Source organism: Luteibaculum oceani (assembly GCF_007995015.1).
Taxonomy (GTDB): Bacteria; Bacteroidota; Bacteroidia; order Flavobacteriales_D; family Luteibaculaceae; genus Luteibaculum; species Luteibaculum oceani.
Genome location: NZ_VORB01000001.1, coordinates 112,844 through 130,143, shown reverse-complemented (window position 1 = coordinate 130,143; position 17,300 = coordinate 112,844). Strand labels below are relative to the sequence as shown.

The following is a 17,300-nucleotide window of genomic DNA, read 5'->3' as shown; positions in this document are numbered from 1 at the left end:
TTCTTGTCAACTGCTAGAGGGGGGAAATGTGTTCCCCCTTGGTTAAAGGAAAGGTTTAAGTGCTATTACATCTAATATTTTAAAACCTTCCAACGGTCGAGCAATTCTCCTTGGCTGGTTATAGTAATAATAAAGTATCCCTGCTCGCCCGGAACATTAATTTCTCCAAATAACCCGCCACTAAGGTTGGTTTCCATGACAATTTTTCCAGACATATCTTGAATCCGCACATCTATTTCGGTGTAGGGTTGCTCCCAGTATATCTTAAGAGGCCCATTGGTGGGATTCGGTCCAAGGGTTACGACACTTTTGTAAAAACCAACTGTAATTAAGTTTGAAAAAGCGCTACATCCATTCTCATCTACTACTAGCACTTCATAGTCTCCTGGATGGTTCGGATAGAAATAAGTTGTATCTGTAGTAATAGTATCTCCACTGAACAACCATGTGTTGCTTTTGTATTCTTTGTCCAAATAAATTTCCTCGCCTTCCTGGTAGATAAATGGCTGCGGATTTTGGAAAAACTCAACAGATACGGGTTCGGACTTTGAATAACACTGGCCATCAAAAAAGTGTACAAAGTAGTTTCCAGCCTCTCCAAATTCTATAGCTTTTTCTGTCCCAATTTCAATAGAGTCTTTATTTAAATCTATGGATCGAAACCATCTAAAGTTTGATGCATTGGGGTTGTCTAGCTCAAATCGCACGGTTTCTCCATCACAAACTGGGAAATTACCTTGGACTAGATTTGCTTCTTGGGGTGCTATTATAGAAAAGGAGTCTGAAATGGTGGTTTCACATACACCGTCTGTTAGGTAGTAATGTACTGCGTATGTTGTATCCGCAATATATAAATGAGGTAAAATGCTGTCCAATTCCTTTCCATTAAGGGTGAAAATCCCTCCTTCTAAATCTGCTAAGGGTAATATGGCATTTCCATTTTTACATATAGCGGTATCTAAATTTAATATGCGAGGATACACCTGTTTGCGCACCTCAATATTGAAGCTGGTAGTTGAAGAGCAACCCAAAGAATCCGTATAAGCATATTCGATAGCAAAGGATCCCGAATCTGCTGTTTGAGGATTAAAGAAAAATCCGGTTGAATCTGCATATACGGCAAATCCAGAATAGGTTCCACCAAGTGGTAAAATGGTGGTATCTATTTTAATTTCGTCTGATGAATTACAGATAGGGTCTATTGCTGAATTTTGGGTTAAAACTGGGTTAGGATTTACTTTAAAAGATACAGAGTCGGAGTTAAAACAGCCTTTTAAGGAAGTGAAATCAAACTTCACCCAATGTTCTCCAGCTTCTAATTCGTTTGGGTTAAATTCCTGTGTTTGGATTTGATTTACTAAGAAAATACCATTTCCAGGTACGTTGATTTGTGGCTCGAGTAGAGTTATGGTGCTATCTATAACACAGAAGTCGGGTATGGAATCCACTGAAAATAGTGGAGTAGGGTTAACAAGAATGTTAATAGAGCTGGTTGAAGTGCATCCTAATGGGTTGGTATATTGATATTTAACTTGGTAATTTTTAGGATCCAATCCGGTGGAAATAAAGTTGGTTCCATAAAGGTTCTCACCCGAGAAAATTCCAGGTTGATGAGAAACTAATGTATTTAGATCTAAAGCAGCATCCTGACAAAGTTCTCCTAAAGTTGCTTCTATTTGAGAAGTATCCGCAATTATAATTGAGTCTCTAGCCAGTCCGAAGCATTCTTCGAAATTCTTTAGATAAGTTATAGGGTAAGTTCCTGGATTAAATTGGGAAGGGTAAAATTCTGAAAAGTACTTCTGGCCCGCGATGTAATAAGTTCCCTCTCCCTGCTGTCCAACATTTAAAATAACAGTGTCTTGGTTAATGCAGAATACCGCTTTTGGTTTAAGTGTTGCTTCGTTAAACGACAGGGTATATGTTACATTACTGTCGCAGTTAACAAAAGATTTGTACAGGTGGGAATAAGTACCGGAGGTTCTAACTTCCTGCCCCCACGGAAGCCTATAGGTTCTACCATTACAAAAGCTTTTTTGAATTGTGTCATTGTAATTTCTTCCAATTGCAATTACTACGGTGTCTTCTGGGCTGATAAAGCTTGGATTGTTACCTTTTACTCGTAGGGTGTAAAATCCATCTTTAAAAGTGCTGTCGAAATTCATAATAATGGGTTCGAAAGCTCCATCATCGCCAGTTAAGGTTGCTATGGTAGTGGGCTGGTTGAAGTTTCCCTTATTATCTGAAAGTTGCAGTTCGAAACTTGTATTGGCCGGAATTGGGTTTCTATTGGTTAAAAATTCTGCATTTAGGGTATCACCAAAGCAAAAAAGTCTTTTGTTCACGTTAAGGTCTAGTTCGGTTTTTACCAAGGTTACCGGTGCAATTTGGTATTGGTATACTTCGGTTTCGAACTGAAAAAATTCTCCTGTTTTGTATGTGAAAACATTAAACCCAGATGCTTGTGGTGTTTTATTTCCGGGTTTGTTTCCGGTAAAAGCAATATTAAAACTTAAGATGGGTCCATCTTCAATAGTACTGGTTAAAAAGTGGGTCTGAGCGCCGTTTACTTCATTTAAAAAGTAGATACTCAAGCTAGATTCCGTCTGTAAAAGGTTAACGGTATTTTGGTTAAATGCACCTTGGTGAAACTCAAGACTATCTACACTGACTTGCGTTTCATCAAAATCCATTCGCAACTGAAAACCTATGATTGAATCGTTAGGGAAATCCTCTGCGAAAAGGGTAATGGTTTGTTGTTCTCCTACATATCCTTGAATGGGATTGGTGTAAATCCTTTGACCAAAACCTAGGAGATTAAAAAGGCTAATTAAGGTGGTAAATATTAATCTTTTCATGGTTAAATGCTTGGTAAGGGTAGGGAGGTGTAAAAACCTCAAAAGCCCCTCCACAAAAAGGAGGGGCCCTGAGGTTTGGGTTTGTTGTATTACTTAATAACGATAGGCTTCACAGCTTTTCCGTTAGTTGTTTGGATTATAAGTTGGTAAACTCCAGGTGCTGGTAGATCAGCGTTTTCAATAGTAATTGAGTTGCTATCTACTTGCTTAGTACTAATTACCTTACCATCAGTAGTAATGATTTGGTAACCAGTAACTGTTACATCATTGCAAAGGTTAACATTGATGTGGTTTGTTGCAGGTACTGGGAATACATCTAAACATTGGTTCAATCCATTGTTTTCATTGATACTAGTAGTAGCTGCTCCACCAAATCTAGATACTTCAAGCGCATCGGTTGCTACCAAACAAGGAGTAAACCTGTCGCTGAAGTTTACTTCGCCTTCAGTCATGATGTAGAAGATAGGCTCATTTTCAGAGAAAACTTGTCCCTGAGCACTAGCATCTTCCCAAAGCCCTGTAGCTACACCTTCGGTAGTGTTTCCTTGTTGGATATTCATAGCACCGTTGATGATGTTGATTTCTCCTTTGGTAGTTTCAAGTGTAAACTGGATACCGGTTAGGTTCATACCGTAAGGAAGGTAAACTGGAATGTGCCCTTCAGCATTTTTTTCGCCAAGGATTAGATCGAAAGCGATAGGTGCTTTGCTACTGTTAAGAGGACCGTCCCAAGACCCATCGATGTCTCCTAGTTTAATAGCCATAAAGTCTAGTAAAGCATCTTCTTGTAAGTAAGTGGTAAATTCAAAACCAAGGGCGTTAGGATCTTCTAAGTTGTGGTTCCAAGGAGCAAATCTCCACGCTTCGCCACCAAAAGAGTTAAGAATTTCAAGAATAATTAACTTGGTGCTAAGTACATCCGAAAGGTTTTGGTTACCATCGTTGTTTACATCGGCTGCTACAAGTTGAGCACCTGAAAGCTCGCTAATTTGAAGCATGTGTCTTCTAAGAAGAGTGATATCTACAACGTTAATACCATTGGTAGGATCGTTGTCTGCATCCTTAGCAATATTGAAAGTGAAATCACCAGGAAGTAGACGCTCATTTCTGTAGTAAGCAAGGTCTACAAAAGTAGTATCGAAACCACCTCTACCATTGAATGCGAAATGTACATCGGGTACCATCTCTCCATTTATGGTTCTGAATTCAGACTGAAGAGTAAAGAATCTAGCAAGCTCAACAGTACCATTGTACAGGGTAAAAGGAATAGCATAACCCTCAACATGAGAAACAGTCCAGTGGTATGCATGGTCGATAAGGTTGATATCGAAAATACCTACGGTATCTCTAGGAACGAAAACAAAGTTGAAAGCAACAGTGGTGTCTTCAGCACCATGTCCCGCTACGAAATCTGCACCTTGCCAAACAAAGTTTACAGTTCCGTTAATGGTGTCGGTATTGCTTTCGCAGTAGTGTCCTTCTGGAGCGTTAGCTGTGTCTAGGTATACGTTAGAGAAAGCACTTACATCGTAACTAAATTTACCATTGATTCCAGAGATAGAGTCGTGTGCATTGATTAGTACAGGTACAATAAAGTCTTCAGAATTTGCAGCGTAGTTATCTTGGAAGAAGAAAGAAATTGGAGTTTCAATTCCTTCGATAATAACTTGCGATTGAAGCGTTCCTTCACAATTTGGATGTACCGCATAAATTTCGAAAACGTTCGTGCCAAGCTCCATTTCTGGAGTAGTGAAAACTACCTCGTTATTGCTGTTTAAGGTTCCTTCGATAGAAGAGGAGGTGATAGGGTCGATTAGGAAGTAGGTAACATCTTGTTGTGGAAGCGGGATAATTACCTCGGTAGAAGTTCTAAAGTAAGCTTGCTCAGGAGCAAGAACGTTTACTTCTTCAATTTGGCATGTGATCGCAGTATTATCATAGATATTTACCCCGATAAGGTAATTGGCTACAACTATTTCAAGATCTCCATCGTTATCTAAATCACTAGTAGAGGACCAAGTTGGACCATCCCCGGTTCCTGATTGAACAATAGGATGTTCGAAGAAGTTTTTACCTCCTAGATTTTCAAACCAACCTACGAATCCCGTCCAACCAACAGCTGAGATATCCAAATCTCCATCTAAATCAAGATCAACAAATTCAACGGATTCTGGACGCTCCATCAGAGAAAACTCCTTTTCGCTGAAATTATTATTACCGTCATTTATGTATAGGAATATGCTATTTCCTACCACTGATGCCAAAACGATATCCATATCTCCATCATTATCTGGATCTGCAATATCTGCACTTATAAATCCATTGATTGTTGATTGAATTTGATGAGGAATGTAATTTCCATTCTGGTCTTGCTCTAACCACTCTAACTTAGGATTGAGCTCAGAAAAATTTCCCCAAACAATATCTTTAAGGCCATCTCCATTGATGTCGCCTACCTTCACAGTGTGTGCAAGCTCTGTATTCAATGCAAGTTTTGTCTCAGTGAAATTCAAATTCCCATCGTTTAAATATAATCTCACATCATTATGTCCTTCTCTTGAGGCAAGAACTACATCCAGATTCCCGTCACCATTCATGTCTTCAACCTCAAAATAGCGAACATTTCGTACCTCAGGAATAAGTAAGCTTTTGGTAAAAGTTAAATCTCCATTGTTTTTGAAAAAATGCATGGACTTAGAATGTAACTCGGTACCAACGATATCCAAGAAACCATCTTTATCTATATCGATTGCTTTTACGTCAAAGCCATGATAGAACCCTTGGAATACAATAACCTGTTCAAAATTCAAACCACCTTGATTAATGTATAGTTTTACAAAATCTCTTCCAGTGGCGTAAATATCTTGTAACCCATCGTTATTGAAATCGGCACTGTACACTGCCTCAACATTATTGAATGGGATACTCAAAGCGGTGATTTCACTAAAAATAGGTGTTGGTAAAGTATATTCATTTCCAAAAAACACCGCTGTTTGATCAAAAACCACCTCACAGAATTCGTTTTTAACGGCAACTATGAAATATTCAGTTTGCCCAGCAGGTAGGAAATCAACGGTAAGTACAATTCCCTCTCCCTCACCAAATTTACCGCCAACACGGTCAAGTGTCTCTGGGTTGTCAGTTAAGTAATAGTCTACTCCAACTTCCGTGCTTTTTAGGTACACACTGGCACTCAACCCAGCGTAGGTTACACTATCGATTTCAAATTCAATCTCGTTAATCGAGCAAGGTGGAGCAGCAAAATTTTCATAAACCACTAGACTACCCACATTGGCTTGATGATCGATTGAAAATAAATCTTGGTCTCCATCATTATCTAAATCCGCATGGTCTAACCAGGTAGTTCTATAATGTTGTGGCAACTCCTGAGAGATGTAGGTAAAAGTTGCTGACGTACTGGTGTTTTCCAGCCAACCAATAATATTAGAACCATGTGATGCCCAGGCAATATCAAGATCGTCATCAAGGTCAATGTCAACAAAATGAACTGCTTGCATGTCAACTCCATTTGGACTTAACGTAATCGTTTCAAAAGTTTCATTACCATTATTTTTCAAAAGGTAAATTTTGTTTTGATCCCAAGAAGCTACAACTAGATCTATATCCAAATCATTATCTATGTCCGCTGCATCAACGGCTCGTATACCACCCAGTGTTGTTGAAATTTGGTGCTCCTGAAAAATTAAGCTATCCGTTTGTTCATACCAATTAAAAACATAAGGAGACCTTGAGGAACCTGCAATTAGGTCCAAATCCCCATCTTGATCCAAATCAAATGCAAAAGCTGTTTCTGACATGGTTCCGATGTTTCCTACCACTATTTGATCAAATGTTTCGTTGGTTGGAACGTTATTGGAAAAAAGAACAACTTGCCCTAGCGAAGACCCTACACCACAAATAATATCTGGAGTGCCATTAAAATCCACATCCTTGATGTCGAAACTTCTAATATTTTGAACTTCTGCGATTAGTATCTTGCTGAAATTCCAGTTACCATCGTTTCTTAGCCATTCGATTTTATGAGGTGCCCCATGGCTACCAACCACGATATCTAAATCACCATCCAAATCAATATCGGATGCCATTGAGAACATACCAACATTAGTGTTGGCAATAACATGTGACTGGAAATTAAACTGTCCTAAGTTTTCCTTAATTATGGTTTGGTTATTAGATTGAAGGATCAAATCCTCTAGCCCATCATTATTTATATCAGCTGCGGTAACTGACTCTCCCCGAACAAACTCACCCGAGGATATGGTGATGGGGTTGGGGTTAAAATTGGTTCCGTATAGTTGGCCAATAAAAAAGCTAGCCACTACAAGTAAACCATATTGTAATCGGTTTTTCATAGAAAATTGTTTCAAGGTATTCGACTTGCAAAAAAATCTTAAAAACAAACGCAAGTCATTTTTTTGTTGTGAACCCCCCACTTTTTGGTGTGAATGAACTTTTTAAGCATTATCAACTAAAAAACCCCGAGTAACATCAGCTACTCGGGGTTTGATTATAAAAAGTACTACTTTTTACTTAATAACGATAGGCTTCACAGCTTTTCCGTTAGTAGTTTCAATAATAAGTTGGTAAACACCTGGTGCTGGTAGATCGGCATTTTCAATAGTAATTGAGTTGCTATCTACTTGCTTAGCGCTAATTACCTTACCATCGGTAGTAATGATTTGGTAACCAGTAACTGTTACATCATTGCAAAGGTTAACATTGATGTGGTTTGTTGCAGGAACTGGGAATACATCTAAACATTGGTTCAATCCATTGTTTTCATTGATACTAGTAGTAGCTGCTCCACCAAATCTAGATACTTCAAGCGCATCGGTTGCTACCAAACAAGGAGTAAACCTGTCACTGAAGTTTACTTCGCCTTCAGTCATGATATAGAAGATAGGCTCATTTTCAGAGAATACTTGTCCTTGTGCACTTGCATCTTCCCAAAGCCCTGTAGCTACACCTTCGGTAGTGTTTCCTTGTTGGATATTCATAGCACCGTTAATGATGTTAATTTCTCCTTTGGTAGTTTCAAGTGTAAACTGGATACCGGTTAGGTTCATACTGTAAGGAAGGTAAACTGGAATGTGCCCTTCAGCATTTTTTTCGCCAAGGATTAGATCGAAAGCGATAGGTGCTTTGCTACTGTTAAGAGGACCGTCCCAAGACCCATCGATGTCTCCTAGTTTAATAGCCATAAAGTCTAGTAAAGCATCTTCTTGTAAGTAAGTGGTAAATTCAAAACCAAGGGCGTTAGGATCTTCTAAGTTGTGGTTCCAAGGAGCAAATCTCCACGCTTCGCCACCAAAAGAGTTAAGAATTTCAAGAATAATCAACTTGGTGCTAAGTACATCCGAAAGGTTTTGGTTACCATCGTTGTTTACATCGGCTGCTACAAGTTGAGCACCTGAAAGCTCACTAATTTGAAGCATGTGTCTTCTAAGAAGAGTGATATCTACAACGTTAATACCATTGGTAGGATCGTTGTCTGCATCCTTAGCAATATTGAAAGTGAAATCACCAGGAAGTAGACGCTCATTTCTGTAGTAAGCAAGGTCTACAAAAGTAGTATCGAAACCACCTCTACCATTGAATGCGAAATGTACATCGGGTACCATCTCTCCATTTATGGTTCTGAATTCAGACTGAAGAGTAAAGAATCTAGCAAGCTCAACAGTACCATTGTACAGGGTAAAAGGAATAGCATAACCCTCAACATGAGAAACAGTCCAGTGGTATGCATGGTCGATAAGGTTGATATCGAAAATACCTACGGTATCTCTAGGAACGAAAACAAAGTTGAAAGCAACAGCAGTGTCTTCAGCACCATGTCCCGCTACGAAATCTGCACCTTGCCAAACGAAGTTTACGGTTCCGTTAATGGTGTCGGTATTGCTTTCGCAGTAGTGACCTTCTGGAGCATTAGCTGTATCAAGGTATACGTTAGAGAAAGCACTTACATCGTAACTAAATTTACCGTTGATTCCAGATATAGAATCGTGTGGGTTAATAAGTACAGGAACAATAAAGTCTTCAGAATTTGCAGCGTAGTTATCTTGGAAGAAGAAAGAAATTGGAGTTTCAATTCCTTCTATGATAACTGGAGTTTGAAGGTAATCTTCACAATTTGCATGAACTGCGTAGATAAAGAATTCATTGGTACCCAGTTCTAACTCAGGGGTGTTAAATACTACCTCATTTTCGTGTTGGGTATTGATATACCCCTCTACAGAAATTTCACCAGACTCATCTTCTAGATAGTAAGTTACCCCTTCTTGCGGAAGAGGAATGATTACCTCAGCAGAAGTTCTGAAATATGCTTGTTCAGGAGTAAAAACGTTTACGTCTTCGATTTGGCAGTCAAATAAAATATTTTTAAAGATGGATATCTTGTCACCGTGTGGAGATGCCACAACTATATCTAGGTCACTATCACCATCAAAATCTGCCGGTTCAGACCAAACCAATCCTGCATTAGCAATAGAGATTTCATAAGGTCTGAAGTTATATCCACCATCGATGTTTTCTTGCCAATAAATCTTATTATCCAGGAATGAAACCCAAACGATGTCTTGATCTCCATCTAAGTCCATATCAGATGTAAATACATGCTCTGCTCCATCTGCATTGGAAATTAGAGTCTCCTCAACGAATAATTCGTTTCCTGTATTTCTAAATAGTGCAATCTTATCATCTTCTGTGGAAGCAGTGAAGAAATCCAGGTCACCATCATTGTCGATATCTTCAATGGCTAATCCCTTAAGAGATTGAATATTGGTGCTGATTAGAATTTGCTCGAATTCCATCGTGGTAGTTTGTTTCAACCAAACTAATTTAGAGTTTACACCTTGGTAAGCATTTCCGTAAAGGATGTCCTTTTTACCGTCACCATTTATATCTCTAACCACAACCATTTCAGATTTTCCGAAACCAGAGGCAATTACTCTTTTACTAAAATTTTGGTTACCATCATTGGTATAAAGATTTAGATTTCCTGAGGTAAAAGGAGAAGCAACTAGATCTATATCGTTATCACCGTCAATATCACTTGCATAAAAATGAATTGCATGGTCTATGTTCCCGTCAATAACATGTGGCGTAAAGTTAAGTTGACCATCATTTTCAAACCAAACTAAATCGTCACTTGTAGAAAATGCTGCTACAATATCCATATCACCATCTAGGTCCATATCAATAGCCTTAACATCTTCCCCACCTTGAAATTGATTAGAAATAACAACGTTGTCAAATTCAAATTTACCAAGATTTACATGCAGGATAACCTTATGATCTCCTCTTGTTGTTGAAAGGAAATCCATCATCCCATCATTGTTCATATCAACTGGGAATACTGACTCTGGAATAGAAATCTCTGGGTTTTGAGCAACTACAATCTCATTTGGATCAAAGATGTTTTTCTCCGCTGGGGTATCCCAAGCATTAAGGGAACCTGTAAAAAGAAAAATCGGCTCACAAGTTTCACTCTTTTGGCCATATACTTCAAAGACATTAGAACCATAAACTAAGGTATCTGTATAAATGGTTAATGTATTACCATTACCCATCTCACTTCCTACTATTTCACCGGTTGCTGGTCTAACAACTGTATATAAGGTAGATACATCAGAATTTTCGATATTAAATACAGATGGAAATCCAACATAAGTATTTGGAATACCATTGATAATTTTTTCTTCAACCAAACAGTCGTTCAGGGTGTTTTCGTAGAGCAAAATGTTATGGCGACCACTAATCCAGTCAATAGCGATATAATCCATATCACCATCCAAATCAAAATCGGTTGTTTCACCCCAAGTGTTATTTGGGAATGGAGTTAGGTTGTTTGGAGTGAAGATCATTTCACCATTTTCAATGGTATACTCTTCCCAAACTACATTACCATCGTAATCACTCCATATTACATCTAGCTTACCATCCAAATTAATGTCAGCTGCCTGAATTCCCTGTGGATCATTTATGTTAGATCTTAATGTAATTTCATTGAATTGGTTGCCCCCTACATTTCTTAATACCTTGATAGAATTGTTCACCCAGGTACCAACTAATAAATCAATATCACCATCTTTTTCTAAATCGGCTGCTTCAATCGTTCGTATACCTCCAATGGTTGTGGAAATTGGCTGTCTTAAAAAATTCCCAGTTTCATCTTGGATGAACATGTCCAATTTGTATGGTTGTCTGGCTGACCCACAAATTAGATCAGGAAGGTTATCACCATTCATGTCATGGGCCAATGCAGTTATAGTTTCTGTAGTAAAATCATTCGCAACTACAAGTTCATCAAACGCTATAGATCCAAATGAGGATCTATTGAAGTAAACAATTAGGGATCCTAGATTGCTTTTAGTGGCTCCACAAATAATATCCATGAATCCATCTCCATCAATATCCTCAATATCAAAATCACGAACATTGTTTATAGGAGCAATTTGGAGTTTAGAGAAATTCCAAGCCCCATCATTTCTAAAAACTTCAAGCTGCTGACCACCTGAAATCACATCAATATCACCGTCATTGTCAATATCTACGGGCATACAAACGTATGCTCTACTAGAACTAAAGTTACCAACAGCACCTAAGTTATGGAGTTGGAAATTATAATTTCCTAAGTTCTCCTTCACATAAACATTAGAGTGATTCTGGATTACAAGATCTAAGTCTCCGTCTCCATCAAAGTCGATGGTAGTAACAGATTCTCCAATTTCAAATCCACTATCTGATAAAATTCTAGGTTGTGGGTTAAAAACCTGTCCAGAAATGTTCCCAAATAATAAAGTGGCAACAACTGCTGAAACCCATTTTAATTGTTTTTTCATAAGGTAATTATGGTTGATTTCAACTTGCAAAAAAATCTTAAAAACAAACGCAAGTCATTTTTTTGTTGTGAACCTCCCACTTTTTGGTGTGAATGAAAATCACAACTTTTCTAGATAAAAATTTCAAATACATGAAGTGTCGAAGGATTTGATCGAATGATGCAATGAACAGTGGTTAATCCACCGTACCTTTGCGGAATGATTCAGCTGGGGGATAAGTTAATTTCGGAAGAGATTTTTGATGAACAATTTATTTGCGATTTAAAAGCATGTAAAGGTGCCTGTTGCGTTGAAGGTGATGCTGGTGCTCCAGTTGAGCTTGAAGAAATTGACAAGCTGGAAGAAAATTTGGAGTCGGTTTTACCTTATTTACCAGAGGCTGGACAGAAGGCATTAAAACAAAAAGGTGCTTTTGAAGTGGACGTGGATGGAGAATACGTAACCCCACTTGTAAATGGTAAAGAGTGTGCCTACACGGTCTTCGAAAAAAATGGCACAGCAAAATGCGGAATTGAAATGGCTTGGAAGGATGGAAAAAGCAATTTTCGCAAACCAATTTCTTGTCATCTATACCCCATAAGAGTAGCGAAAATTGGAGATAATTTTGCCCTTAATTATCACCGTTGGCATATATGTGAAGCGGCCTGCAGTCTTGGTCAAAAAGAACAGGTGCCAGTCTATAAATTTTTAAAAGAACCACTTGAGACCAAGTTTGGGAAGGCATTTGTTGATGAACTCAACGATGTAGCTGCGGCTTATGAAAATTTCAAATCTGAGCAACAAAAATGATGCCTTTTTGCGATTAAAATTTATCAACCATGGGTAACTCCCAATGGTGTTAAGGTTTTGCATTTTTTACCCCATTTTCTGTGCATAACTCTGGGTCAAATTTTATCCATTTAGCGATTCTATTTCCCAAATTTGTTCTGGATGATTTTCCCCCTTCCCTAACAATTGTTAAGATAATTGAGCTTTTCGAAGCGTTTTTTAGACTGTAACGTTTAGGGAATAGCAGTGTTAATTAAAAAACTATAATAATGAGTACGGTAAACGAGCCAATTTTAGAAGAGAATAAAAATCGCTTTGTTCTTTTTCCAATTCAGCACGATGATATTTGGGCTTTTTATAAAAAAGCAGAAGCAAGTTTCTGGACGGCAGAAGAAATTGATTTAGAACCAGATCTTATTGATTGGGAAAATAAGCTAAACGACGATGAGCGTCACTTTATTAAGCACGTTCTTGCATTCTTCGCAGCGAGTGATGGAATTGTAAACGAAAACTTAGCGGAGAATTTTGTAGCTGAGGTGCAGTATACCGAAGCGAAGTTTTTCTACGGTTTCCAAATTGCAATGGAGAACATCCACTCCGAAACGTATTCGCTACTGATTGATACTTATATCAAAGACGAAAAAGAGAAAAACACCCTATTCAATGCTATCGAGACCTTAGACTGCGTAAAGAAAAAGGCAGAGTGGGCATTGCGTTGGATTGATAATGGATCTTTTGCAGAGCGCTTGGTTGCATTTGCAGCGGTAGAAGGTATTTTCTTTTCTGGATCTTTCTGTTCTATTTTCTGGCTTAAGAAAAGAGGATTGATGCCAGGTTTAGCTTTCTCTAATGAGCTGATCTCAAGAGACGAAGGGCTACACTGTGATTTCGCTTGTTTATTGTACAACAGTCACGTAAAAAACAAATTGCCTAAAGAGCAAATCCAAAAGATCATCACCGATGCAGTAGAAATAGAGAAGGAGTTTGTTACCGATGCCCTTCCTGTTAAGCTGATTGGAATGAATAGCGATTTAATGACCCAATATATAGAGTTTGTTGCTGACCGGTTACTGGTGGAACTGGGCAATGACAAAATTTACAATGTGGAGAATCCATTTGACTTCATGGAAATGATTTCTCTGCAGGGTAAAACCAATTTCTTCGAGAAAAGAGTTGGAGACTACCAAAAAGCCGGTGTAATGTCGGGTGGAGGTAAGGCCATTTCTTTCGACGAAGACTTTTAGTAATCCATCCACCCAAACCTATTAACCCAATTACTTATGTACGTATTAAAAAGAGACGGACGCAAAGAGGCGGTAAAATTTGATAAAATTACCGCACGAATTAAGAAGCTTTGCTATGGCTTAGACCCCGCAGTTGAGCCTACCAAAATTGCCATGAAGGTAATTGAAGGTGTATACGAAGGTGTAAGCACCGAAGAGTTAGATAACCTTGCGGCAGAAGTGGCGGCTACCAACACGGTTACCCATCCAGATTACGCTCAGCTTGCTTCGCGTATAGCCGTTTCTAACCTACATAAAAACACCGATAAATCTTTTTCTCGTGTAATGAAGGCCTTGTACACCTACAAGGATCCTAAAACTGGTGAGAAAGCAGCATTATTGGCGGATGATGTGTATGAACTCATCCAAAAAAACGCTGAACTTCTAGATAGCAGCATTATTTACGATAGAGATTTTAACTACGATTATTTCGGGTTTAAAACACTTGAAAGGTCCTACCTGTTAAAGCTTAATGGAAAAATAGCAGAGCGTCCTCAGCAAATGTTGATGCGCGTTTCTATCGGAATTCATAAAGACGATATTGAAGCGGCTATTGCTACCTATAATAGCATGTCGCAAGGTTGGTTTACCCATGCAACCCCTACTCTTTTTAACGCTGGTACTCCTAAACCTCAAATGTCTTCTTGTTTCCTTCTAACTACCAAAGAAGACAGTATATCAGGAATTTATGATACACTAAAGCAGTGTGCTAAAATTTCTCAGTCGGCAGGTGGAATTGGATTGAGCATTCACGATGTCCGTGCAAAAGGAAGCTACATTAAAGGAACCAATGGTACTTCAAATGGCATCGTTCCTATGCTAAAAGTATTTAATGATACTGCTAGATACGTGGATCAAGGTGGTGGAAAAAGAAAAGGATCTTTTGCGATCTACCTAGAGCCATGGCATGCCGATGTGTTCGATTTCCTTGATCTTAAAAAGAATCACGGTAAGGAAGAAATGCGTGCTAGAGATTTATTCTACGCCCTTTGGGTGCCAGATTTATTTATGAAGCGCGTTGAGGAAAACGGAATGTGGACCCTAATGTGTCCAAATGAATGTCCTGGACTTTCTGAAACTTACGGAGAGGAATTCGAGAAGCTATATACCAAATACGAAGCAGAAGGTAAAGGTCGTAAGCAAATTAAAGCACAAGACCTGTGGTATAAGATAGTGGAGTCTCAAATTGAGACAGGAACCCCTTACATGCTTTACAAAGATGCTTGTAACGGCAAATCGAACCAAAAGAACCTAGGGGTTATTAAATCTTCTAACCTTTGTACGGAGATTGTAGAGTATACAGCTCCAGACGAAGTTGCAGTTTGTAACCTAGCATCCATTGCACTTCCTAAGTTTGTTAAGGAAGGTAAATTCGACCACGATCAGCTGTTTAAAGTTGCTTATCAAGTAACTAAGAACCTTAACAAAATTATTGATCACAATTACTACCCAGTTGCAGAGGCAAGAAATAGTAACATGCGTCACCGTCCAATCGGAATAGGTGTGCAAGGATTGGCGGATGCGTTCATTATGATGCGTTTCCCATTCGATTCTGCTGAAGCTAAGCAATTGAATAAAGATATTTTCGAAACCATTTACTACGCGGCTTGTACTGCTTCTAAAGACATGGCGATAGTAGAAGGACCATACGAAACCTACGAAGGTTCTCCAATTTCTCAAGGTCAATTCCAATTTGATATGTGGGGTGTTGAGCCTTCAAATAGATGGGAATGGGATGTTTTGAGGGAGGAAATTAAAAAGCACGGTGTAAGAAACTCACTGCTTTTAGCTCCAATGCCAACTGCTTCTACAGCTCAAATTCTTGGAAATAACGAGTGTTTTGAGCCATACACGTCTAACATCTACACCAGAAGAGTACTTTCTGGAGAGTTTGTGGTAGTTAATAAGCACCTATTAAGAGACTTAGTTAAGCTTGGTATTTGGAATGATGATCTTAAAAACAAACTGATTGCATCTAATGGATCAGTTCAGAATATTCCAGAGATTCCAGAGAACCTAAAAGAACTGTATAGAACGGCTTGGGAGATTTCTCAGAAGTCTATTCTTGAAATGGCGGCAGATAGAGGGGCATTTATTTGCCAATCTCAATCTACCAACGTGTTTATGGAGAGCCCAACATTCGGGAAATTAACTTCTATGCACTTCTATGGTTGGAAGAAAGGATTAAAAACAGGGATGTACTACCTGAGATCTCAGGCGGCTACACAGGCAATTCAGTTTACGGTTGATAAGTCAAAAGCTACTCAACCAAAAGTGTCCCAAGAGCAAAATGAGGCCGCTATTGCTTGTTCACTCGATGATCCAGACAACTGTGAAATGTGTGGAGCATAATTCCTATTCCAAGGAATTATCTCCACTAAATTCAGCAAAAGAAGACGAAGTCAATTGCGACTAAATGTGTGGAGCATAATTCCTATTCCAAGGAATTATCTCCACTAAATTCAGCAAAAGAAGACGAAGTCTAATTGCTCCTAAATATTAGTACGGTAGTCCCTGCTGTTGAACCATTAATGGGGTTTAAAACGCGTCGGTAACGGCGCGTTTTTTTTTGTTGGTAAATTTTTCTTGTTCCCCACGTTGTACATTTGTTATTATGAATCTAAGCACCTTTCTAAAGCAATTTGTAATCGAAAAATTTGGTGATCAAGCCCTCGCCACTCTTGAAAGAAGAAAAACGCTTTGGGCAGATTATGGTTGTTTGTACGCTCTACAAGGACAGGGCAAAAAGTTGGTGCTTAAGCACTATCAATGGCCCGAGGAAGATTCCATTCAAGATGAGGCACAGCGCTTTGCTGTAGCTCGTAAACGATCCTCTTTTAGAAACGAGTTGATATGGTATAGAGATATGCCAATGGCACAACAAGCTGGTATACCACTTGCCTATGGTTTTGAGGAAAACAATAGAGAAATCATTATAGTCCTAGACGATTTGGAAAGTATGGGTTTTGTGTGTAACCCACAACCTTTACGTTCCCATCATGTTAAGGCTTGTCTCGAGTTTTTGGTGGACTTCCATATTCGCAATTTAAATGTAAACGAAGCGCATAAGGGGGGGTATTGGCATTTAGAAACCCGTCCGTTTGAGTTTGATAAAATGGAGGGTGGATTTTTTAAGGATAATGCCCAGACCTGGGATCAGACAATTAAAAATGCTCAATTTAAAACCATAATTCATGGCGATGCCAAACCTGCCAACTACGCTTTGAATAATGATAACAACGTTATTGCCTACGATTTTCAATATTGGGGACAGGGTATTGGTACCCAGGATTTGGTGTGTTACCTCTACAGTATTTGCGAAAACCAGAAGGACTGGACAAGCTATACCAACCTATATTTCGATTTGCTCCAGCAACAGATGGAGTTTTTCGAGGTTGAAGGGGGCAAGGAAATAGTAAAGGAGTGGAAAGCCATGGTTGAAGTATGTAAAAACGACTATCAACGCTTTCTTTTAGGCTGGAATCCAGACCACTACAAGGTATCTAGGTATTAGAATTTTGAAAAAGCAG

At 38.8% G+C, this 17,300-nt stretch carries 7 protein-coding genes; 4 read left to right on the top strand and 3 right to left on the bottom strand.

The window, feature by feature from the left end:
* Positions 1 to 71 precede the first annotated feature (71 nt).
* From FRX97_RS00515 to FRX97_RS00505, 3 genes are all read right to left on the bottom strand, one after another.
* Entirely contained in the window at positions 72 to 2,858 is a 2,787-nt protein-coding gene (locus tag FRX97_RS00515) for a hypothetical protein (RefSeq protein WP_147012282.1), read from the bottom strand.
* Positions 2,859 to 2,947: 89 nt separating this feature from the next.
* Positions 2,948 to 7,231: an FG-GAP-like repeat-containing protein gene (locus FRX97_RS00510; protein ID WP_147012280.1), complete on the bottom strand. Its 4,284-nt coding sequence runs from the start codon at positions 7,229 to 7,231 to the stop codon at positions 2,948 to 2,950.
* Positions 7,232 to 7,405: 174 nt separating this feature from the next.
* Positions 7,406 to 11,719 carry an FG-GAP-like repeat-containing protein gene (locus FRX97_RS00505; protein ID WP_147012278.1) on the bottom strand — a complete coding sequence of 1,438 codons (4,314 nt, stop codon included), beginning with the start codon at positions 11,717 to 11,719 and terminating at the stop codon, positions 7,406 to 7,408.
* A 198-nt stretch (positions 11,720 to 11,917) separates the two neighbouring features.
* On the opposite strand from FRX97_RS00505, the gene FRX97_RS00500 reads away from it, so the two are divergent.
* The 4 genes from FRX97_RS00500 (at position 11,918) to FRX97_RS00485 (ending at position 17,284) form a co-directional block, all read left to right on the top strand.
* Positions 11,918 to 12,508 carry a DUF3109 family protein gene (locus tag FRX97_RS00500; RefSeq protein WP_147012276.1) on the top strand — a complete coding sequence of 197 codons (591 nt, stop codon included), beginning with the start codon at positions 11,918 to 11,920 and terminating at the stop codon, positions 12,506 to 12,508.
* Positions 12,509 to 12,756: 248 nt separating this feature from the next.
* Entirely contained in the window at positions 12,757 to 13,731 is a 975-nt protein-coding gene (locus FRX97_RS00495) for a ribonucleoside-diphosphate reductase small subunit (RefSeq protein WP_147012274.1), read from the top strand.
* Between the two features lie 36 nt (positions 13,732 to 13,767).
* Positions 13,768 to 16,122: a ribonucleoside-diphosphate reductase subunit alpha gene (locus FRX97_RS00490; RefSeq protein ID WP_147012272.1), complete on the top strand. Its 2,355-nt coding sequence runs from the start codon at positions 13,768 to 13,770 to the stop codon at positions 16,120 to 16,122.
* A gap of 262 nt (positions 16,123 to 16,384) precedes the next feature.
* Positions 16,385 to 17,284, top strand: a complete 900-nt coding sequence (locus FRX97_RS00485) for a phosphotransferase (RefSeq protein ID WP_147012270.1) — start codon at positions 16,385 to 16,387, stop codon at positions 17,282 to 17,284.
* Positions 17,285 to 17,300: the final 16 nt, after the last annotated feature.